Below are 20,239 nucleotides of genomic sequence, written 5' to 3'. Positions count from 1 at the left end.
ATTACATTCTTTCCGGTACACGAATTCCCAATAAGTTCATTCCTTTGGCAATAACCTTTGCTGCAGAAGCTGAAAGGTGCAACCTAAAGTTTTTTACACCCTGATCTTCTGCTTTCAATATTGTCTCCTCATGATAGAATTTATTGTAGGATTTCGCTACTTCATAAATATAATTTGCCAGTTGTGCAGGACTGAACTCCTGTGCAGATGCCTCAATAATCTCCGGAAAAGCGCCTAGCTGCTGAATTAAATCACGTTCATAGGAAGAGATCGTCGCAGGCACAGATACATCGCTGTTAAAATCAAAATCAGCTTTACTTAAGACAGATTTAATACGCGCGTGTGTGTATTGGATAAATGGTCCTGTATGCCCCTGAAAATCGACAGACTCATTTGGATCAAACAAGAGGCGTTTTTTAGGATCTACCTTTAATAGAAAATATTTAAGCGCCCCCATTCCAATCGTATCATAAAGAGCTGCTTTTGATTCCTCATCTAATCCTCCGGTCTTACCCAGCTCTTCCGTACGTTCTTGTGCAGTTTTCAGCATTTCAGCCATTAAATCATCTGCATCAACAACAGTTCCCTCACGCGATTTCATTTTACCCGATGGCAGATCGACCATTCCATAAGACAAATGGAACAAACCGTCGGCCCAAGTTTTACCCAATTTCTTCAAGATCAAGAACAATACCTTGAAATGGTAATCCTGTTCGTTACCCACCACGTAAATAGATTCATTCATTTGGAATTCATCGTACTTCAATTGTGCTGTACCTAAATCTTGCGTAATATAGACAGAAGTACCGTCACCACGAAGCACAAGTTTCTGATCTAATCCCTCCTCCGTTAGGTCAATCCAAACCGAGTTATCGTCTTTTTTAAAGAAAACGCCACTATCTAAACCCTCTTGGATAATATCTTTACCCAATAAATACGTATTGGATTCATAATAATATTTATCAAAATTGACCCCCAATTGCTTATAGGTTTTTTCAAATCCAGCATATACCCAGCTGTTCATTGTCTTCCAAAGCGAGATCACTTCTTCATTACCGGCTTCCCATTGTTGCAGCATTGCTTGTGCTTCCTTCATTAAAGGCGCATTTTTCTTTGCTTCATCTTCAGTTTGACCTTCAGCTTTCAAGCCTTCAATTTCTTTCTTGTACTCTTTATCAAAGACCACATAATATTTTCCAACAAGATGGTCTCCTTTCATCCCTGTAGATTCGGGTGTTTCTCCAGCACCAAATTTCTGCCAGGCTAACATGGACTTACAGATATGAATACCACGATCGTTCACCAAGTTTGCTTTGATAACTTCATAACCATAGGCTTTCAGAATTTCAGCCACGGAATAGCCTAATAAATTGTTACGAATATGGCCTAAATGCAGGGGCTTATTCGTATTTGGAGAAGAGTACTCAACCATCAGTTTTTTTCCATTTGCAGGAAATACGCCAAAGTCCTTCGCGGTTATAGTATGATTCAGCAAAGTGATCCAGTAAGCATCGGAAAGAACAATATTCAAAAAGCCTTTGATCACATTGAAATCCGATATTTCAGCGATATACTGTTGCAAATACGCACCAATTTCTTTTCCAGTTTGTTCCGGAGAAGATTTCGAAAAGCGCGTTACTGGAAAAGTTACGATCGTAATTTGTCCTTCAAACTCCTTTCGGGTAGCTTGTAAAGCAATTTGATTTTCTAAAATATCTGCATTGTAAAGCTCTTTTACTGCCTGTACAGTGACTTCAACAAGTCGCTTTTGAATAGAATTTGCCATTTAATGATTTTGTAATTTTTACAACTTCCTGATAGTGAATTGGAAATAAATAACATTCCTTATTTAGGTATTCACCATTAAAGTATATCTTTGCAAAAATAATAAAAAATGCAGAGCTATCAGGAATTTCTTGACTTAAGTGTTGGTTTTCCGCAAGACGGATTCGAAATCATCGACGACGAATTGTATTTCCACGATTTGAATTTAATGGAAATGATAGAAACGTACGGTACGCCGCTACGTTTTACCTATTTGCCTATCGTCAGCAAAAAAATTCAGCAAGCGAAAATCCTTTTTCAGACCGCAATTCTGAAACATAACTATCGCGGATCTTACAAATATTGTTATTGTACCAAATCATCACATTTCAAGCACATCGTAGAAGAAGCCTTGAAAAATGATATCCACCTGGAAACTTCATCTGCATTTGACATGCCGATGATCGATTCGTTGGAAAGACAGGGAACAGTAACAAAAGACATTACAGTCATCTGTAATGGATTCAAAACCTACCAGTATAAACAGTATATTGTGGATATGATCCATGACGGGTATACGAACATTATACCGGTACTAGACAATAAAGAAGAGTTTAACCTGTACGATGATGAAATCGAACTCGATGAGCCTTGTGCTTTAGGAATCCGCGTTGCCTCTGAAGAGCAGCCAGATTCTCAATTCTATACATCTCGTTTAGGGATCCGCCAGGAAGACGTCATTGATTTCTATAACAACAAAATCGTTGACAATCCAAATTTCAAAGTCAAACTACTTCACTTTTTCATTAATTCGGGTATCTCAGACACCCCGTATTACTGGAATGAACTGGAGAAATACGTTACATTATATTGTAAATTCAAAAAAGTAAATCCAGACTTAGATACCTTGGATATCGGTGGCGGTATGCCGTTTAAGGATTCACTGGTACACGACTTTGACTACGAATACATGGTCAATGAAATTGTCAACCGGATCAAACAAATCTGCGCGCACCACGAGGTGATGGAACCAGACATCATTACTGAATTCGGTAAATACACTGTTGCTGAAGCATCAGGTATTCTTTATAAGGTTTTGGGTCGAAAGCAGCAAAACGATCGTGAACGTTGGTTTATGATTGACGGTTCATTCATCACGAATTTACCGGATGTATGGGCGTTGAATCAAAAATACATTCTATTGCCGATCAATAACTGGGACTCCGAATATGAACGCGTCAATTTAGGCGGTATTACTTGCGACGGCCAGGATTATTATAATCAGGAGGCGCACATGAATTCAGTGTTTATGCCGAAGACACGTAAGGTACAATATTTGGGATTCTTTCATACAGGAGCCTATCAAGATGTACTGAGCGGATATGGAGGGATCCACCACTGTTTACTACCCTCGCCTAAACATGTGCTCGTACGCCGCAATAGAGATGAAACATTCAACTATGAAGTATTTGGTGAGGAACAAAACTCCAAACAAGTCATGAAATTATTAGGCTATCAATAAGATATGCCTTCAAAAACGAACTACTTAAAATAGCAACGATTGCAGTCCTGTATTCTTGCCAAAAAAGTATTTTTAAATAACGATAAAACGGTCCCGATCTTAGAAACGGGACCGTTTTATTTTGCGTTTAACCGCGCCAATTATAACTGGGATCAATTCGAAAACCAAATCCAGATAGCCCACGTGATCCATCAACGAGAATCGGAAAGATAAACTTCATACCAAGGTCTAAAATAATAGGGACTTTGTCCGTACCTAATAGGGACTTGATAGGGACCTCATTCGGATGAAAGCGTTTAAAATACCTATTAGGTTCGAATTAGATCAACATAAAATATGGGGCAAGTAGCTTGTTGGCAGCTTCTCTTTCCTAACTTGTTCACAACAGGAAACCCCGATTTCAGTAGGCGACTAACGTATTCGAGAGGGCTGTTTAATGTATTACAAAGAAAGCCTCTTAAAAAGAGGCTTTCAGTTTACTTATTTGCTATTTTTCTATTTTAGTATATCATAGAAATTACGGTTTCAAAAATATTTATTTCGCCACCCAAGCCGTAAAGAAGTTAAGTACTTTTTCTTCATCATACCCCTTTCCTTTTTCCAAACTACCACTCTCCTGTACATGCAATGTTTTTCCGTTTCTGTCTAAAACAATAAAAAATGGATAACCTAATTTGTTTCCTTCGGGAGCATACTTCTGAAAAACAGCTTCGTTTTTATTTTCCTTTGAATAATTCAGGTGATAATAGAGAAAGCGGCTCTTCAACAACTTGTCTATACTTGCCGTTTTGTGGATATAATCATTAAACCTTAAACACCAGACACACCAATTCCCCCCAGCTTGGATAATAATATTTTTCCTTTCTTTCTTTGCCTGAACTAATAACTGATCAATATCATTTTGTGCATTAGCATCTGGATTGTAAGGCTTTGAAAGTTCCTGAACTGCAGAAACCTGCTGTGAGAACGCTTTAGACTGCAAAACTACCGTTCCAAAAAACACAACAGCTCCGCACAGCAATAATCTTATATTTCTCATCATGAATAAATTAAATAGTCATCTAAAATTACAAAATCGTTTGTTCAAACCAAAACATAAGCAGCCTATAATGGTTAAACATTACATAGCTATTGACCATGCAAAAAAAAATCCACGATCAAACAGCCTACATGTTGACAGACGCGTTAAACATAATCAGACAACATAGATGCTGCCTTAAGTAATCAAAATGGGGCCATTATCAACTACTCCCTATTGGCGGGCAATAAAAAACACAGCTTATTGACAGCCCATATCGAGCTGTTGACGAAAACAGGAAAGCTTCTTTTTATTCAAATCAAAACAATAAAAAACAAAACAAAACTAAAACAAACACTATATCTTAACATAAATATTATTTAATTTCTTTTAAAATTTAATAAATATACCATAACTTAGTAATAAGGAAGCGGAAAAACGAGTACACAAGATTCACCATATAAAGACCAAAACGAAACAAAATGAAACATCAAGAATTCAAAAGGTCAAAACTGATAGAAAAAATAAGAGACACAAGCGCGTGGGATGTTATCGTAATAGGTGGCGGTGCCAGCGGACTAGGTGTTGCATTAGACGCCTTAAGCCGAGGTTTTAAAACAATTTTACTGGAGCAGGTTGATTTTGCAAAAGGCACTTCGAGCAAAGCTACAAAGCTTGTCCATGGTGGTGTACGCTACTTGGCTCAGGGCGATATTTCTCTGGTTAAAGAAGCCCTTCATGAAAGAGGTTTACTTCAAAAAAACGCACCACATCTAGTCAAAAACCAATCATTTATCATCCCTAATTACAGCTGGTTCGATGGTCCATTCTATACAATTGGAATGAAAATATATGATCTTTTGGCCGGTAAATTAAGTCTGGGAAAATCTACCCATATCAATAAAGAAGAAACACTTAGCCGCATAAGCACTGTTAGACCAAAAGGTTTATATGGTGGAGTAGTCTATCAGGACGGGCAATTTGACGACTCCAGACTTGCCCTCAACATAGCACAGACCTGTATACAAATGGGCGGTGTTGCGCTGAATTATGTCAGGGTAAATAGCCTAACCAAAGATAGCAACGGACGGATTAACGGTGTGATTGCCAATGACACCGAAACAGGCGAAGTTTTTACGATACAGGGCAAGGCTATAATCAATGCAACAGGCATATTTGTCGATGACATTTTAAAAATGGACAGACCGGAAGCAAAACAGCTGGTGCGCCCTAGCCAAGGTGTTCATCTCGTGTTTGACAAATCATTTCTCCCGGGAGATGATGCTATTATGATTCCAAAAACAGATGATGGACGTGTTCTTTTCCTAGTTCCCTGGCACAATCGGGTCATTGCAGGAACAACAGATACCCCGATTGATGAACACAGCCTCGAGCCTGTTGCTTTGGAACAGGAAATCGATTTCATTTTGAAAACTGCAGGACGCTACTTAACGAAACAACCAACAAGAGCAGATGCACTGGCGGTATTCGCCGGTCTTCGTCCATTAGCTGCCCCTACTGGTAACTCCAATAAAACCAAAGAGATCTCACGAAGCCACAAGGTAATCGTCAGCGACTCCAAATTACTCACTTTAACAGGCGGAAAGTGGACAACATTCCGTCGAATGGGGCAAGATACAATCGACAAAGCGATAAAAATTGGCTGTCTACCGCAAAAAGAAAGCCGGTCCGCCACACAAAAGATTTATAGTGCCATTCCGACATCAGACAGAAGCAATCACCTATATATTTATGGCGCTGACCAAGAAGCCATCCATGCATTAGCCCAGGAAAATCCCGAATGGAACGAGAAATTAATAGCACACCTTGAATTCAAAAAGGCAGAAGTTGTTTGGGCAGCACGCAATGAGCTTGCCAGAACCGTGGAAGATGTGCTATCCCGTCGTGTACGCATGCTCTTTCTGGACGCAAAAGCCGCAATCGAAGCAGCACCAGAGGTCGCTAGACTACTCGCGCAGGAACTGGACAAGGATGAAAATTGGCAAAATCATCAAATAGAAAACTTTCAAAAAGTTGCAAAAAATTATATCTTAAAGTAACACAAAAAATAACCAGCAATACTCAATTATGGAACAGCAATACATCTTGGCAATGGATCAAGGCACGACTAGCTCCAGAGCTATAATTTTTGATAAAGACAGAAATATAATCTCCATTGCCCAGAAGGAATTCACACAGATATTCCCACAACCGGGATGGGTCGAACATGACCCACATGAAATCTGGTCAACGCAGGCAGGTGTCACAGCAGAAGCCACCACAAAGGCAGGATTAAATGGTAAAAATATTGCCGCTATTGGCATAACCAATCAACGCGAAACTGTCGTCGTCTGGGATAAAGAAACCGGAAAACCCATTTATAATGCTATCGTTTGGCAAGATAAGCGCACAGCAGATTATTGCGACGAGTTGCGTAGCACCGGAAAGCATGATATGATCCAGGAAAAAACGGGTCTGATATTAGATCCTTATTTTTCCGCTACCAAAATCAAATGGATTCTGGATCATGTAGAAGGTGCCCGAGAAAAAGCTCAAAACGGGGAATTAATCTGTGGAACTATCGATACTTGGCTCGTATGGAATCTCACCCGTGGCGATGCCCACATTACCGACGTCACAAACGCTTCCCGAACCTTACTGTTTAACATCCACAGCATGGAATGGGACAAGGAACTCCTTGAATTGTTTGACATCCCCGCTGCTATGCTTCCTCAGGTAAAAGAAAGTAGCGAAATATATGGAGAATCCCGGACTACCATTTTTGCCCACAAAGTCAAAATAGCAGGAATTGCGGGCGATCAGCAGGCCGCGCTTTTCGGACAGCAATGTATCGAGAAAGGAATGGTAAAAAACACATACGGAACAGGATGCTTTATGTTAATGAACATCGGCGATAAACCAATCCGCTCAAAGAACAACCTTTTAACAACCGTTGCATGGAAAATCAATGGAAAAACAGAATATGCCTTGGAAGGTAGTATATTTATCGGTGGCGCACTGGTCCAATGGTTACGGGACAATCTTAACATTATTTATAAATCGGCCGATGTTGAACAACTGGCACTTACGGAAAAAGATAACGGTGGCGTCACCTTTATCCCCACATTTGCAGGACTGGGAGCCCCATACTGGAATGCACGTGCGCAAGGCACTTTATTTGGGCTTACGCGTGCGACGACCAATGGCCATATAGCACGTGCCTCATTGGAAGCGATCTCACTACAGACTCGTGATGTCCTCCAGGCAATGGAAGCTGATAGCGGCATACCGATCAAAGAATTACGTGTAGACGGCGGTGCGACAGCAAATAATCTACTTATGCAAATCCAGGCCAATGTATTAAATAGCAACGTTGTACGCCCCAAAATCACGGAAACAACCGCTTTGGGCGCAGCATATCTCGCAGGGCTAGCAGTAGGATTCTGGAAAGATGAGGCGGAGATATCAAAGTTTTGGGCACAGGATCGTATATTTGAACCCGAGACCGAGCAAGAAGAGCAAACAAACAAGATCATTAAGCTCTGGACCAAGGGAATCAAAGCATTACAATACTGGACTGAAAACTAACCAATAAATATGAACCATTATTTAGCAGAATTTATTGGCACAACGCTCCTCCTTCTTTTAGGTAATGGCGTTGTTGCCAACGTTATCTTGAAAGGCACAAAAGGGGAAAATGGAGGGTGGATTGTGATCACGACTGCATGGGCACTGGCGGTCTATGTAGGTGTCGTATTTGCAGGCCCTTATACCGGAGCGCATCTTAACCCCGCAGTAACCATTGCTGTCGCGCTTAATCATGGACTTTCGTGGACGGAGGTTCCAGGCTATATTCTTGCCCAAATTGCTGGTGGCTTCTGTGGTGCCATGCTAACCTACATCATGCACAAAGACCATTTCGATGCAACGGCGGATCCTACCACCAAACTTGGTGTTTTCGCTACGATACCCAACATTCGAAATACGTCAACAAATCTGGCAAGTGAGATTATCGGAACCTTTGTCTTGATTTTTGTTATTTTCTTTATAACAGGTCAAGATGTGACCATTGATGGAAAAACGGCCCCAATAGGCATGGGCTCCCTTGGTGCTATACCCGTTGCATTTCTAGTATGGGCCATCGGGCTATCATTGGGCGGTACCACAGGATATGCAATCAATCCTGCCCGGGATCTTGGCCCACGCCTATTTCACGCGTTTTGGCCAATCAAAGGAAAAGGAAGCTCAGACTGGTCCTATGCATGGATTCCGATTGCAGGACCGATTCTAGGTGCTATTTTAGCCTTTGCACTTTATACATGTATAAAACCAGCCTAGTCGAAACAGCTATTCTTCGCAAAATAAAAGGGGGATTCATAAATTGAATCCCCCTTTTATTTTACTATCCTCGCTTGGGCTTTCTATGACCATATTCACGATCACGCTCAAACGTATTCATATGACGTTCCTTTTTCACGGGATACACATCATCGATCACAATCAGTATACCTTTTTCTTCTACCGTACCAAACTCATTATTACGCGCTGTGCCGAATGACTTCATAGTGGGCGACAGGTTCATATAGGTATTTATCAAAGGCGGAATATTCTCGCCCAATGCTCTCACATGACTATTCAACACCTTATATCCCTCTTTATAATCAAGTCCATCAAACACGCCTACAAAACGTTCGTAATCGTTCTTGATTTCCAATTCAGGAAGAGGGAGCACCAATTTATCATGATCCGGGAAATAATAGTCCATAAAATAAAGTAACATATCCCGCGCATCTTTATTATAATGGGGATACATGGTTACTTTACCAAAGAGGTATTTTATTTCGGGATTCAGCATTACCAAAGCTCCTAAACCATCCCAAAGATTATCCAATGAAAAAATTCCTTTTCTATTGTCAATAGCCGGTTGGTATTTAGGCTGTACAAAAGATCTTCCCAACTCAATCGTGTAAGGTAGATATTCATTCGTAAACAAGTCGGAAAATTGAAAATAATGTGCGGTTGATAAATTGGGTACACCATTTACTTCACCAGCCTCAGCACATTTGATTACACGGTAACCGGCAACCACTTCTTCATCTTCGGGATTCCATGCGATCAACTGATCGTAACAATCTTCGCATGTATCGTTTTCATCGATATCAATTGAAAGTCCTGTACCTCCCCCTGCTCCACGAAAAGTCAACTCCCGCAAACGCCCAATTTCACGCATGACATTTGGCGAATTATGATAGTTGATTAAATATATCTCGTTATTTCCATTGTTGGTATATCGTAAGAAGACCTCTTTATTCAATTCGGTCTTCAATAATTCTCTATCAACTGGAGGTATAATTTCTTGCATAAATTCTATTTTTCTTGAGCCAATCCATAAACCCTTCTTTTCACTTCCTCAGCCCAAGTTTTTTCGTTTTTTGATTGATCAAACGCTGTATAAGGGATTCTTTCTCCTATTATAATATTGACGGTATGCCCCCGTTGGGCAAACATTTCATCAGGTAAATATAACATTTCAATGTTTACCTTGAGACCTAATTTCTGTCTAAGCCTTGCAAAATTATAAAAAAACTTAGAGTTTTTACCGTCAATCAACACCGGAATGATATCTTTTTTATATTTTTTTGCTTTACTAATGAAACTCTTTTTCCATTCCAGGTCCTCAATGCGTCCATCATTTTGCTTTCTGGAAACCAAGCCTGCCGGAAATACCAACAAGGCATCGTCCGCTCCATAAGCCTCCTCAATCGCAGAGATCGCCTGCTTCCCCTGACCACCTAACTTGTTGACGCCGACAAACAAAGGCCTCAAATTACCTATATTTAAAAGGATATCATTGACTAAAAACTTCACATCGCGTCTATATTTACCTATTGCATGCATAAACGCAATACCATCCAATCCCCCCAACGGATGATTGGACGCAAAAATAACAGGTCCCGATACGGGAATATTTTCTGCTCCATACAAATTGACCTTAACATCCAAATCGTTGATCAATGCATCAACAAAATCCAGACCTTGAAGATCTGCAAAGCGCGTCATAATATCATTTATCTCGTCTTCATGAATGGTCCTTTTTAAATAATTAAGTAAAAAAGACGGAATCCATTTAGCAAGCCCCGCATTTTTTTTGTGAATAACTTCACGTATATCAATAAACTTTTTACTCTCGCTTGTGATCATCAATCTTACTGTTCCAATTAAAAATACTACTCCCCCATTTAGGCTCGATTACAAGCCTATTCCAATTTGCTGACAAAAATAATAACAGAATGCTGATAAAAGTACAATTTTAAACTTTAAAATTGTACTTATTTGCAATAAAGTGATCTTTCTATTGCACTTCCCTCTTTAGGCATTACAAACCATTAAATAATTAGGCGTAAATCTGATCTCACAAAATTTCTTTTCAGCTAGTTTTTTTATTAAGTTTGAGTATGCTAATAGGTCAATTTCTTTCAAATGCTGATTTCAGTATTCAAAATGCTGATTCCATACAACAAGCGCTAGAGAAGCTGCAAGATATACTTTGTAAAGAATTAGTCGTTTTAAATGGAGACGACTATATTGGCTTGATCAATGAAACCATCTTATTGGACGCGGAAGATGATGAAGCGCCCATTTCATCCATCAAGATAAATACAGCACCAATACAGCTAAAGTTCAATCAGCACCCTTATGACGCCTTAGTGATGGTAACTGTATATAACAGTACAATCATTCCTATTTTGGATCAAGAAAACAAATATATTGGTGTATCCACACAGCTCGATATATTAAAGGCTATAAGTTCGATTCAATCGCAGAATGAATCTGGGGCTATTATTGTCCTAGCAATAGGATTGCATGATTTTTCGCTTTCACAAATTGCGCACCTCGTTGAAAGTGACAATTGCAGAATTCTCAATTGTGCAACCAAAATAAATTTGGAAAGTGACAATATTGAAGTTACCCTTAAAGTCGACAAGTCAAATATCAATGCATTGCTGAATTCATTCCTAAGACACAATTATTTAATTCTCGAAACCCATAATACCGTTGCTGCATTTGACGACACAGCCGACCGTTATCAGCAGCTTATGAATTACATTAACATTTGATTAGGATTATTTTTTTTTCTCATCTTTGCCCCAATAAATTAAAAACAATATGAGAATCGCAATATATGGAAGAGAGTTTCAGCCCTCTGTTATACCACATGTGAAACACTTATTTGAATATCTTGTCGATAAAAATATTGAAATCTGGGTGTATGATCCATTTCATGAATTTCTGATATCGCAATTCGAATGTGCCTTTAACTTCTCCACCTATAATACATACCGGGAAATCAAAGATCATATTAACATTATGTTGAGCCTGGGTGGAGATGGGACCATGTTATCTGCTGTTTCCCTCATTAAAGACTCCGGAATTCCTATCGCAGGAATAAACTTTGGACGCCTTGGCTTTTTAGCGTCCATCAATAAAAATGACTTTGAGGATGCTATCGACGATATATTGAACCAGCGGTTTAGTATACAGAAACGTGTGCTACTCTCCGTAGAATCCGAACAGGCTAATTTGTTCCAGGGCAATCACTATGCGCTAAATGATATTACTGTATTTCGTTATGATAGCTCGGCCATGATTACTGTCAATGCGCGCATTAATGGCGAACTACTCAACTCATACTGGGCAGACGGCCTGATTATCGCTACGCCAACCGGATCTACCGCCTATTCACTAAGTTGCGGTGGGCCAATTATTATGCCAGAGAGCGGCAATTTTGTGATTACTCCTATTTCTCCGCACAACCTTAATGTCAGACCCATCGTCATCTCCAATCAATTTACCCTTGAATTGGAAATAGAAAGCCGGAGCAATCAGTATATCCTCAGCTGTGATTCCAAAAACGAATCCATCGATACATCTGTAAAATTGACGATTAAACAAGCTCCATTTACCATTAACCTTATTAGGCTTCCGCACGAAAGCTTTTTCAGCACGCTGCGGGAGAAATTACTTTGGGGCATTGATGTCCGAAACTATTAGCCTTGGAATAGTGTCACACAAACTAACGTTACGTGAAGAAGGAGAGCACAGAATCTGATAGGTCAAGATGTTTCGAAGAATCTTTCTACATATTGTACTTCTGTATTTCCAATTAAAAATCGATATTTGGAAGAATTAAAGAACGATGGAATCAGAATATTCCTATTAGAAATCCAAATGCAATAATTAATCAATGAAACGTACGTTAAAACAAACAACAATCATTGATAATGATGAAAAAAACCAAAAGTAGGTTTTAAAGCGCCGAAATAGCATTTACAGCTAAGGTGTTAATTTTATTGAAAACAGCAAAAATGAGCTTTTTAGATCAGATAGATAATATTAAGTTGCCACAACATATCGCCATTATCATGGATGGTAATGGTCGTTGGGCAAAACAGAAAGGGAAACTTCGCGTTTTTGGACATCAAAATGGTGTAAAAGCAGTAAGAGAAGCATTAGAAGGGTGTGTAAAAGCCAATATTAAATTCCTGACACTTTACGCATTTTCTGCAGAAAATTGGAACAGGCCTAAACTTGAGGTAATGGCTTTAATGGAGCTATTGGTTTCTTCCCTTAAAAAAGAAATCAAAACTTTTCAGGAGAATGGTGTCCGCTTAAATGTTATCGGTGATATCAGTAAGTTACCGTCAAATGCACAAAAAAAGCTACAGGAAACCATTGAAGCGACGAAAGAAAATACACACTGTACATTAACCTTAGCCTTGAGTTACAGTTCCCGCCAAGAAATCGTGGATACTGCCCGTCATCTAGCCAAACAAGTAAAAGAAGGAAAACTTCAAGCAGACGACATCAACGATTCGTTATTCTCCGCAAACCTCTATACACAAAACCTACCTGACCCCGATCTTCTGATACGTACGAGCGGAGAATTGAGAATAAGCAACTTTCTACTTTGGCAAATTGCCTACTCCGAATTATGCTTCTTAGATAAGATGTGGCCTGAGTTTACGAAAGAAGATTTATTTAAATCCATCGTCGATTACCAGCAACGCGAAAGAAGGTTTGGAAAAACAAGTGAACAGTTGTAAAGATTTTATTAAATTTGACCACTGATTTGAAAAAAAGCAAGCTGGTTAAATTTTCTTAATTAACAAAAATTAACAAACGATTGGTGTACTTTAGCGCCAATAATTATAGATAAATGAAGCGTATACTACCCGTAATACTATTTTTTGGTCTCTCATCAATGCAACTTGTCTATGGACAAGAAAATGGTGCGTTCAATTTAAATGACCCAGAAAAAATCAGCTATCTCAATCCTAAAAACTATGTAATTAGTGCTATTGATATAACTGGAACACAATTTTTAGATAAAAATGTATTAATTACAATATCTAAATTGTCTGTCGGTCAATATTTGGAGGTTCCAAGTGAGGCGACTGCAAAAGTAGTGAAGGATATGATGGCTCAAGGCCTCTTTGATGACGTCGAATTATGGGCAGATAAAATTGAAGGTGAAAATATATTTTTGACCATCCGCGTAGTAGAACGTCCTCGTTTAACTCGTATTGACATCAACGGTTTAAGCAAAAGCCAAACTGAAGAAGTTCGCAAACGTCTAAATAGCAACACGGGTAAAATTGTCAATGAAAACTTGATGAACACCACGCGTGCTACAATCCAACGGTTCCTAAAAGAAAAAGCTTTTTTATATCCGGAGATCGCTTTAAAAACAGTAAAGGATTCAGCACAGGCGAATAACGAAATACTTATTGCCGATGTGGATAAAAAACATAAAGTAAGAGTCAAAAAGATGACTTTTACAGGAAATGAACATTTTTCTCAGAAAGATTTGAGAAAAATGGCCAAGCCTATCAAGCAAAAAATGTGGTACCGCATTTTTGGTCCTGGAAAGTTCAAGGAAGAAAAATATAAAGAGGGTAAAGAAAACCTCATCAAAAAAATGGCTGCCAAAGGTTATCGTGATGCGACGATCTTAAAAGATACCGTTATTCGCGATGGTGAGAAAAATGTGTTGGTTAATTTTGACATCTATGAAGGACCTAAATATTACGTAGGTAATATCGTGTGGACAGGTAATGCCAAATATTCTGACACCTTACTAAATAAAATTTTAGGCGTCAAACGCGGTGATGTTTTTTCGGAGGAAAAACTAACGGCAAAATTAATGGGTCCTACAAAAAATAGTGATGATATCTCCTCAATCTACATGAATGATGGTTATCTGACTTTTTCGGTAGATCCTGAACAAACGCGTATCTACAACGATACCATCGATTTGAATTTACGTGTATATGAAGGTGCTCAGTATACCATCAATAATGTTATCGTCAAAGGTAATGACGTAACTAACGACCGTGTTGTATTACGTTCTATTTATACAAAACCAGGTCAAAAATTCTCGAAAGAACAAATTATGCGCAGTGTGCGTGAAATTGCGCAATTGGGAAATTTTGATGAACAGAAAACAAATCCTGTACCGACGAATTTAAATTATGCCGATGGAACAGTAGATATTGTTTATAACGTGACTGAAAAACCTTCCGATCAAGTAGAGCTTTCAGGTGGTTATGGTGCTGGTCAGATCATAGGTACCTTGGGTTTAACATTCAACAACTTCTCTACAAGTAATTTCTTTGATAAAAGTTCCTGGAAACCGCTACCTCGTGGAGATGGACAAAAATTGAGTGTCCGCGGTCAAACTTCAGGTAAGCGTTATCAATCTTACAGCTTTTCTTTCTCCGAACCTTGGTTGGGGGGTAAAAAACCAATTTACTTTGGTTTAAGTGCCTATACTTCGAGTTCGTCGTATGGTGGATTCAACTACTATACTGGAGAACAAATTGTAAAAGATTCAGAGTTAAATCGTATCTGGATGACGGGTATTACGGCAACTTTGGGTAAACGCTTGCAATGGCCAGATAACTGGTTCCAAGCAAATACCTCCTTGTCATTCCAGCGTTATAAGCTACAGAATTATGGAAATTACTTCCTATTTGATAATGGTACAGCCTATAACATCAACTTGACGCAGGAGTTTAGCCGTAATTCGATCGATGCTCCGATCTACCCTACTTCAGGTTCAAACATCAAATTCTCGGTACAATTGACTCCTCCATATTCATTGTTCAATAACATTGATTATAAAAATGGTTCGGCTCAGGAGCGCTATCGTTGGACAGAATATCATAAATGGAAATTTGATTCGCAATGGTATGCAAAAATTGTGGGCAAACTTGTTTTCAAAGCACAAGCTCAATTTGGTTTCTTGGGTAAATACTCCAACAAAACTGAAATATCAACTTTCGAACGTTTCAAAGTCGGTGGGGATGGTATGCAAGGGTTTGACTACTTACAAGGATCTGAAATTGTTGCATTGCGTGGATATGCAAATGGTGTAATCATTCCTGAAGGAACACAAAATGTAAATGTGGCCCGAAATTCTGGTAGCCCGATCTATACCAAATACCAAATGGAATTGCGTCATCCTGTTATGTTAAATGATCAGGCGACTGTATACGTATTGGCTTTTGCTGAGGCTGCAAATACCTGGAACAAATTCACCGAATACAATCCATTTAAAGTACGTCGTTCAGCAGGTGTGGGGGCCCGTATCTTCTTACCTATCTTCGGTATGCTAGGAATAGATTACGGTCATGCATTTGACCCTATCCCGGGTTTACCAAGCAGTACATGGAAACAAAACTTTACATTTAGTATCATGCAAAATATGGGCGGATTTTAATCTTGGTTAATCCAACCCTATAGGTATAAAAAAGCTATCTGCAATGCAGATAGCTTTTTTATTTTAAGATTATTTCGCCCCATATCCACACTGCTAACCCTCATTTAAATTCTATCGGATTAATGTAATTTCATCTGAATATCTGATAAATTTCCTTATATTCAGCAGCTATTATTACCGTAAAAAGAAAGCCATAGACAAGATTCGAAGAATTAGCGAAGCTAGATTCGACAACAAGTTAAATAGTGTTAAACCGGAGAAATATCTGCTAGATTGCTTCTTTTTTCTTATTTTTGAGCCGTAAATTTACGTAGAGCGGTTTTCTCAAATTAAACTTTTGGGATTATCCAAAGTCATAAGGTAAATTAGTGTTAAATAATAAAAAGTATAGTCTATAAAAACTTACAGGAAATATGAAAAAAATATTGTTAGTTATAGCTTTTGTAGTCGTGAGTGCTACAGCGACATTTGCCCAACAACTTGCATATGCTGATTCAGAATATATCCTAAAACATATTCCTGAATATACGACTGCACAGAAACAGTTAGATGACCTGTCTAAGCAATGGCAAGAAGAAGTGGATCAGAAATATGCAGAGATCGAAAAACTGTATCAGGCTTATCAAAAGGACCAAGTTTTATTAAATGAAGATATGCGTCGCCGTCGTGAGGACGAGATCGTGACAAGAGAAAAAGAAGTAAAAGACTATCAGAAACAAAAATTTGGATTTGAAGGGGATCTCTTCAAAAGACGTACACAATTGATGAAGCCTATTCAAGATCGTGTAGCAAAAGCAATTCAAGACGTTGCTTCTGCACAGGGGATTGATTTTATTATGGACAAGGGTAATGAGTCAACTTTTCTCTATGCCAATCCAAAATTGAATAAAAGTAATGATATCATTACAAAATTAGGATATAAACCTAATCCTAGTCTTGCAAACTAAGCTGGAGTTTATTATCATTGTGAACACAAATAGTAATAATAGTAATTAATTAGAAAACTAAAAGATTGCCATAAAGATGGCTCATTAGATTAAAATGAAAAGCATGAAAAATTTATTAAAGGGTGCGGTTGCTTTAGTGGCAGTATTTTTCTCAACTCAATTCGCAAATGCTCAACAAAAGATTGGTCATATCAATTTTGCTGAAATCATTCAGTCCACTTCTGAATTTAAAGCAGCTGAAGGGCAATTGAAAACATTGAGCGATGGTAAAACCAAAGAAATTCAAGATATGGTTACCATTTATCAAACAAAACAAAAAGATGCCAACGATAAATTGCGTAACAGAAGTGAAGCGAATAAAGAAACTGTTGATCCAGAAATCAACAAAATAGGTCAAGAATTACAGGATATCCAAGCTCGTATCCAAACTGCTCAACAAGCAGCGCAAGATGAATTAGGTAAAAAAGAAGAAGAATTAATTGCACCTATCCATAGAAAAGTTGGTGAAGCAGTAAATGCTGTTTCCAAAGAAAAAGGTATGGCTTATGTATTTGATATTTCAAGTACAAATATTCCTTATTTCCAAGGTGGAGAGGATTTAACTGCTGCTGTTAAGACAAAATTAGGCATTTCAGCTACAGCTGCTCCTGCTGCTACTCCAGCAAGAAAATAAGCTAAAATCCAACGTTTATAAAAAAGGGATTATCCGTACGGATAATCCCTTTTTTATTGTACTTCATTTTAATGGGCTAAGTTAGAATTCCATTCAAAATGCTCCATTAATCGTTTCAAATAACGGCTATGCCTACAATGAAAATATAAGGCAAACTAAAAAGCTTATCGGATAAGTCAAATTATAGCGTAAATAAAAATCTGAGGCTTGATTTTCTTGCATTTACCAGCTAAATTTTAGATATTGGTTCGGAAAACAAACATATCTACCCTAATGAAAACTTCATGGTCCCAAATTTGTTCATTAACTGACGAATATGAGGTACTCAGGAAAGCTTCGTCGTTAAAAATGATTTTATTCACATGAAAAAGAAAGTAATTGAGGATAATCCTAAAAAAGAAAGAAAGGTAACCTCCGGTCCCATCCGGGACAAGGAACGCACCAAGGCACGAATGATCGCAGCCGTCGGAAAGGTAATTCAGAAAAAGGGATACCATGCATTAAATGGACCTAATATTGCTTTGGAATGTGGACTGAACAAAGCATTGATATGGAATTATTTTGGCGGTCTCGATCAACTGGTGGAAGCCTACCTGACACAAAAAGATTTTTGGCAAATCGGAGACAAGGGAATCTTGGAGCAAATGGTCACAAACCCAAGCGCCATCAGTGTTTCCTTAATAGAAGAATTGCTCAAATCTCAATTCGACACTTTTTTGAAGGATAAAACGAAGCAAAAAGTCATTCACTGGGGCCTAGGCGAAAAGACAAAAGCACTTAAAAACATTGCCGATAGAAGGGAAATGCTTGGCGAAGAATTATTTAAACACGTAGATTCGAAATTCGAAAACTCCGAAAACGACCTTCGAGCAACATTAGCCATCTTGGTTAGCTCCATCTATTATATAAGTCTACAGGCAAAATCCACAGGTAGTACCTTTTGTGGCATTGATGTAAATACTGAAGCCGGAAAAGAACGTATCCAAAAAACGATGCGTAAAATCTTAGAACAGACATTTTCTGATGTTCAGCTCTAATTCTGCTGCGTCTGAAATAAAGAAAACGTCCAAGAAGGATTAATCTCTTCTTGGACGTTTTTTATTCTGCAGATTAATATCCATTAAAATTTCCAATAATTTATCCCTTCATAGCTTAGTTTTTGATTTATTTTTACTATGTTAGCATAACAAAATAATATAGTATATTTGTTTATAACCAAGATCCAAGCATATGATAGGTCAACTAATATTTGCGGTTTGTTTCGCTTTAGCATTGTTCCTTTTTAGCAAAAATGCACAACAGATTTATCGTAATATCAAGCTGGGCAAACCAGCAGATCGTTCGGACAGATCCGCTGAACGCTGGAAAATGATGTTCCTTGTCGCTTTCGGACAAAAGAAAATGTTCAAGCGAATTTTTCCCGCGGTATTGCATTTATTTGTATACCTCGGATTTGTCATCATCAACATTGAAATGTTGGAAATTATCATTGACGGGCTTTTGGGGACACACCGTATTTTTTCATTTCTAGGAAGTTTTTACAATTTTCTGATTGGAGCATTTGAATGGCTTGCTCTTGGTGTACTGGTATCGTGTATCATCTTTTTAATTAGGAGAAATATCGCTAAAGTAGCTCGTCTAAATAGCGTGGAATTGAAACATTGGCCAAAGACGGATGCAAATATTATTTTAATCACAGAGATTCTTCTCATGTCGGCTTTCCTACTGATGAACGCATCTGATCTTAAATTACAGCTTTATGGTTTTGAGCATTTTAAGTCAGTGGGTTCCTTTCCGGTAAGCCACTACCTTCTTCCATACCTTCCGACTTCAACAGAGACATTGTTTCTAATAGAGCGGTTTTGTTGGTGGTTTCATATCCTCGGCGTACTTGCTTTCTTGAACTACCTCCCCTATTCTAAGCATCTTCATATTATTCTGGCTTTTCCGAACACCTATTTTTCCAATTTGAACGCCAAAGGCAAATTGTCCAATATGCCTGCTGTGACTAATGAGGTAAAGGCAATGCTTGATCCAAGCTTCACTCCTCCTCCAGCAGACGCAAATGCACGTTTTGGAGCCAAAGATGTCCAGGATTTAACATGGAAAAGCTTACTGGATGCGTATACCTGTACCGAATGTGGGCGATGTACATCGTCCTGCCCAGCAAATATTACAGGAAAGCTGCTATCCCCACGAAAAATCATGATGGATACACGGGATCGGCTGACCGAAGTCGGAACTAATATCAAAACGAATGGCAGCTTTCAGGATGACGGAAAATCTTTAATTGACACTTATATCAGTCGCGAAGAGTTATGGGCCTGTACAAGCTGTAATGCATGCGTCGAACAATGTCCGGTCAATATTAATCCACTGGATATTATTGTCGAACTTCGCCGCTTTGCTGTCATGGAAGAATCACAAGCTCCTGCGAGCATTAATAATATGTTTGGAAATATTGAGAACAATGGTGCCCCATGGAAATATGCGCAAATGGATCGTGCCAACTGGACTCAACAACAATAGTTTT

The 20,239-nt window shown here is 38.6% G+C and carries 16 protein-coding genes; 12 read left to right on the top strand and 4 right to left on the bottom strand.

Going from position 1 to position 20,239, the window contains the following annotated elements; all coding sequences use genetic code 11:
- Nucleotide 1: 1 nt before the first annotated feature.
- On the bottom strand, nucleotides 2–1,786 hold the full coding sequence (argS, locus tag AB1Z56_RS01945; protein ID WP_309362086.1) for an arginine--tRNA ligase: 1,785 nt from the start codon (nucleotides 1,784–1,786) through the stop codon (nucleotides 2–4).
- A 108-nt stretch (nucleotides 1,787–1,894) separates the two neighbouring features.
- Here argS and AB1Z56_RS01940 point away from each other — a divergent pair, with 108 nt between their 5' ends.
- Nucleotides 1,895–3,286 carry an arginine decarboxylase gene (locus AB1Z56_RS01940; RefSeq protein ID WP_121123983.1) on the top strand — a complete coding sequence of 464 codons (1,392 nt, stop codon included), beginning with the start codon at nucleotides 1,895–1,897 and terminating at the stop codon, nucleotides 3,284–3,286.
- Between the two features lie 535 nt (nucleotides 3,287–3,821).
- Here the strand turns inward: AB1Z56_RS01940 and AB1Z56_RS01935 are convergent.
- On the bottom strand, nucleotides 3,822–4,328 hold the full coding sequence (locus AB1Z56_RS01935) for a thioredoxin family protein (protein WP_309362089.1): 507 nt from the start codon (nucleotides 4,326–4,328) through the stop codon (nucleotides 3,822–3,824).
- Between the two features lie 458 nt (nucleotides 4,329–4,786).
- On the opposite strand from AB1Z56_RS01935, the gene AB1Z56_RS01930 reads away from it, so the two are divergent.
- From AB1Z56_RS01930 to AB1Z56_RS01920, 3 genes are read left to right on the top strand one after another with little or no spacing between them, the layout of a single operon-like run.
- On the top strand, nucleotides 4,787–6,364 hold the full coding sequence (locus AB1Z56_RS01930) for a glycerol-3-phosphate dehydrogenase/oxidase (protein ID WP_309362091.1): 1,578 nt from the start codon (nucleotides 4,787–4,789) through the stop codon (nucleotides 6,362–6,364).
- Between the two features lie 28 nt (nucleotides 6,365–6,392).
- The gene (glpK, locus tag AB1Z56_RS01925; RefSeq protein ID WP_309362094.1) at nucleotides 6,393–7,892 is read left to right on the top strand and encodes a glycerol kinase GlpK; all 1,500 of its coding nucleotides are present in this window, start codon (nucleotides 6,393–6,395) and stop codon (nucleotides 7,890–7,892) included.
- Between the two features lie 9 nt (nucleotides 7,893–7,901).
- Nucleotides 7,902–8,642, top strand: a complete 741-nt coding sequence (locus tag AB1Z56_RS01920) for an MIP/aquaporin family protein (RefSeq protein ID WP_309362096.1) — start codon at nucleotides 7,902–7,904, stop codon at nucleotides 8,640–8,642.
- 64 nt (nucleotides 8,643–8,706) lie between these two features.
- Here AB1Z56_RS01920 and AB1Z56_RS01915 read toward each other — a convergent pair whose 3' ends face one another.
- Complete coding sequence (locus AB1Z56_RS01915) at nucleotides 8,707–9,666, bottom strand: GNAT family N-acetyltransferase (RefSeq protein WP_426790920.1); 960 nt, start codon at nucleotides 9,664–9,666, stop codon at nucleotides 8,707–8,709.
- A 5-nt stretch (nucleotides 9,667–9,671) separates the two neighbouring features.
- Nucleotides 9,672–10,505, bottom strand: a complete 834-nt coding sequence (locus tag AB1Z56_RS01910; RefSeq protein ID WP_309362100.1) for a 1-acyl-sn-glycerol-3-phosphate acyltransferase — start codon at nucleotides 10,503–10,505, stop codon at nucleotides 9,672–9,674.
- Between the two features lie 254 nt (nucleotides 10,506–10,759).
- Between AB1Z56_RS01910 and AB1Z56_RS01905 the strand changes: the two genes are divergently transcribed.
- The 8 genes from AB1Z56_RS01905 (at nucleotide 10,760) to AB1Z56_RS01870 (ending at nucleotide 20,235) form a co-directional block, all read left to right on the top strand.
- The gene (locus AB1Z56_RS01905; protein ID WP_426790919.1) at nucleotides 10,760–11,422 is read left to right on the top strand and encodes a CBS domain-containing protein; all 663 of its coding nucleotides are present in this window, start codon (nucleotides 10,760–10,762) and stop codon (nucleotides 11,420–11,422) included.
- A 49-nt stretch (nucleotides 11,423–11,471) separates the two neighbouring features.
- The gene (locus AB1Z56_RS01900) at nucleotides 11,472–12,356 is read left to right on the top strand and encodes an NAD kinase (RefSeq protein WP_309362104.1); all 885 of its coding nucleotides are present in this window, start codon (nucleotides 11,472–11,474) and stop codon (nucleotides 12,354–12,356) included.
- Nucleotides 12,357–12,670: 314 nt separating this feature from the next.
- Entirely contained in the window at nucleotides 12,671–13,408 is a 738-nt protein-coding gene (locus AB1Z56_RS01895) for an isoprenyl transferase (RefSeq protein WP_309362106.1), read from the top strand.
- A 113-nt stretch (nucleotides 13,409–13,521) separates the two neighbouring features.
- Entirely contained in the window at nucleotides 13,522–16,086 is a 2,565-nt protein-coding gene (bamA, locus tag AB1Z56_RS01890; protein WP_309362108.1) for an outer membrane protein assembly factor BamA, read from the top strand.
- 413 nt (nucleotides 16,087–16,499) lie between these two features.
- Nucleotides 16,500–17,033, top strand: coding sequence for an OmpH family outer membrane protein (locus AB1Z56_RS01885; RefSeq protein WP_293904001.1), 534 nt, complete (start codon nucleotides 16,500–16,502; stop codon nucleotides 17,031–17,033).
- A 103-nt stretch (nucleotides 17,034–17,136) separates the two neighbouring features.
- Nucleotides 17,137–17,706: an OmpH family outer membrane protein gene (locus tag AB1Z56_RS01880; protein WP_426790918.1), complete on the top strand. Its 570-nt coding sequence runs from the start codon at nucleotides 17,137–17,139 to the stop codon at nucleotides 17,704–17,706.
- 362 nt (nucleotides 17,707–18,068) lie between these two features.
- Complete coding sequence (locus AB1Z56_RS01875) at nucleotides 18,069–18,743, top strand: TetR/AcrR family transcriptional regulator (protein WP_313267944.1); 675 nt, start codon at nucleotides 18,069–18,071, stop codon at nucleotides 18,741–18,743.
- A gap of 193 nt (nucleotides 18,744–18,936) precedes the next feature.
- Nucleotides 18,937–20,235, top strand: coding sequence for a 4Fe-4S dicluster domain-containing protein (locus tag AB1Z56_RS01870; protein ID WP_309362116.1), 1,299 nt, complete (start codon nucleotides 18,937–18,939; stop codon nucleotides 20,233–20,235).
- Nucleotides 20,236–20,239: the final 4 nt, after the last annotated feature.

Source organism: Sphingobacterium sp. WOUb80 (assembly GCF_050058145.1).
Lineage (GTDB): Bacteria > Bacteroidota > Bacteroidia > Sphingobacteriales > Sphingobacteriaceae > Sphingobacterium.
Note: the sequence above shows the minus strand (reverse complement) of the source record. Positions and strands in the feature narration are given on the sequence as shown.

Coding starts and splice junctions, on each gene's coding strand:
- argS (WP_309362086.1), bottom strand. CDS start 1,786: ATGGCAAATTCTATTCAAAAGCGACTTGTTGAAGTCACTGTACAGGCA.
- AB1Z56_RS01940 (WP_121123983.1), top strand. CDS start 1,895: ATGCAGAGCTATCAGGAATTTCTTGACTTAAGTGTTGGTTTTCCGCAA.
- AB1Z56_RS01935 (WP_309362089.1), bottom strand. CDS start 4,328: ATGATGAGAAATATAAGATTATTGCTGTGCGGAGCTGTTGTGTTTTTT.
- AB1Z56_RS01930 (WP_309362091.1), top strand. CDS start 4,787: ATGAAACATCAAGAATTCAAAAGGTCAAAACTGATAGAAAAAATAAGA.
- glpK (WP_309362094.1), top strand. CDS start 6,393: ATGGAACAGCAATACATCTTGGCAATGGATCAAGGCACGACTAGCTCC.
- AB1Z56_RS01920 (WP_309362096.1), top strand. CDS start 7,902: ATGAACCATTATTTAGCAGAATTTATTGGCACAACGCTCCTCCTTCTT.
- AB1Z56_RS01915 (WP_426790920.1), bottom strand. CDS start 9,666: ATGCAAGAAATTATACCTCCAGTTGATAGAGAATTATTGAAGACCGAA.
- AB1Z56_RS01910 (WP_309362100.1), bottom strand. CDS start 10,505: ATGATCACAAGCGAGAGTAAAAAGTTTATTGATATACGTGAAGTTATT.
- AB1Z56_RS01905 (WP_426790919.1), top strand. CDS start 10,760: ATGCTAATAGGTCAATTTCTTTCAAATGCTGATTTCAGTATTCAAAAT.
- AB1Z56_RS01900 (WP_309362104.1), top strand. CDS start 11,472: ATGAGAATCGCAATATATGGAAGAGAGTTTCAGCCCTCTGTTATACCA.
- AB1Z56_RS01895 (WP_309362106.1), top strand. CDS start 12,671: ATGAGCTTTTTAGATCAGATAGATAATATTAAGTTGCCACAACATATC.
- bamA (WP_309362108.1), top strand. CDS start 13,522: ATGAAGCGTATACTACCCGTAATACTATTTTTTGGTCTCTCATCAATG.
- AB1Z56_RS01885 (WP_293904001.1), top strand. CDS start 16,500: ATGAAAAAAATATTGTTAGTTATAGCTTTTGTAGTCGTGAGTGCTACA.
- AB1Z56_RS01880 (WP_426790918.1), top strand. CDS start 17,137: ATGAAAAATTTATTAAAGGGTGCGGTTGCTTTAGTGGCAGTATTTTTC.
- AB1Z56_RS01875 (WP_313267944.1), top strand. CDS start 18,069: ATGAAAAAGAAAGTAATTGAGGATAATCCTAAAAAAGAAAGAAAGGTA.
- AB1Z56_RS01870 (WP_309362116.1), top strand. CDS start 18,937: ATGATAGGTCAACTAATATTTGCGGTTTGTTTCGCTTTAGCATTGTTC.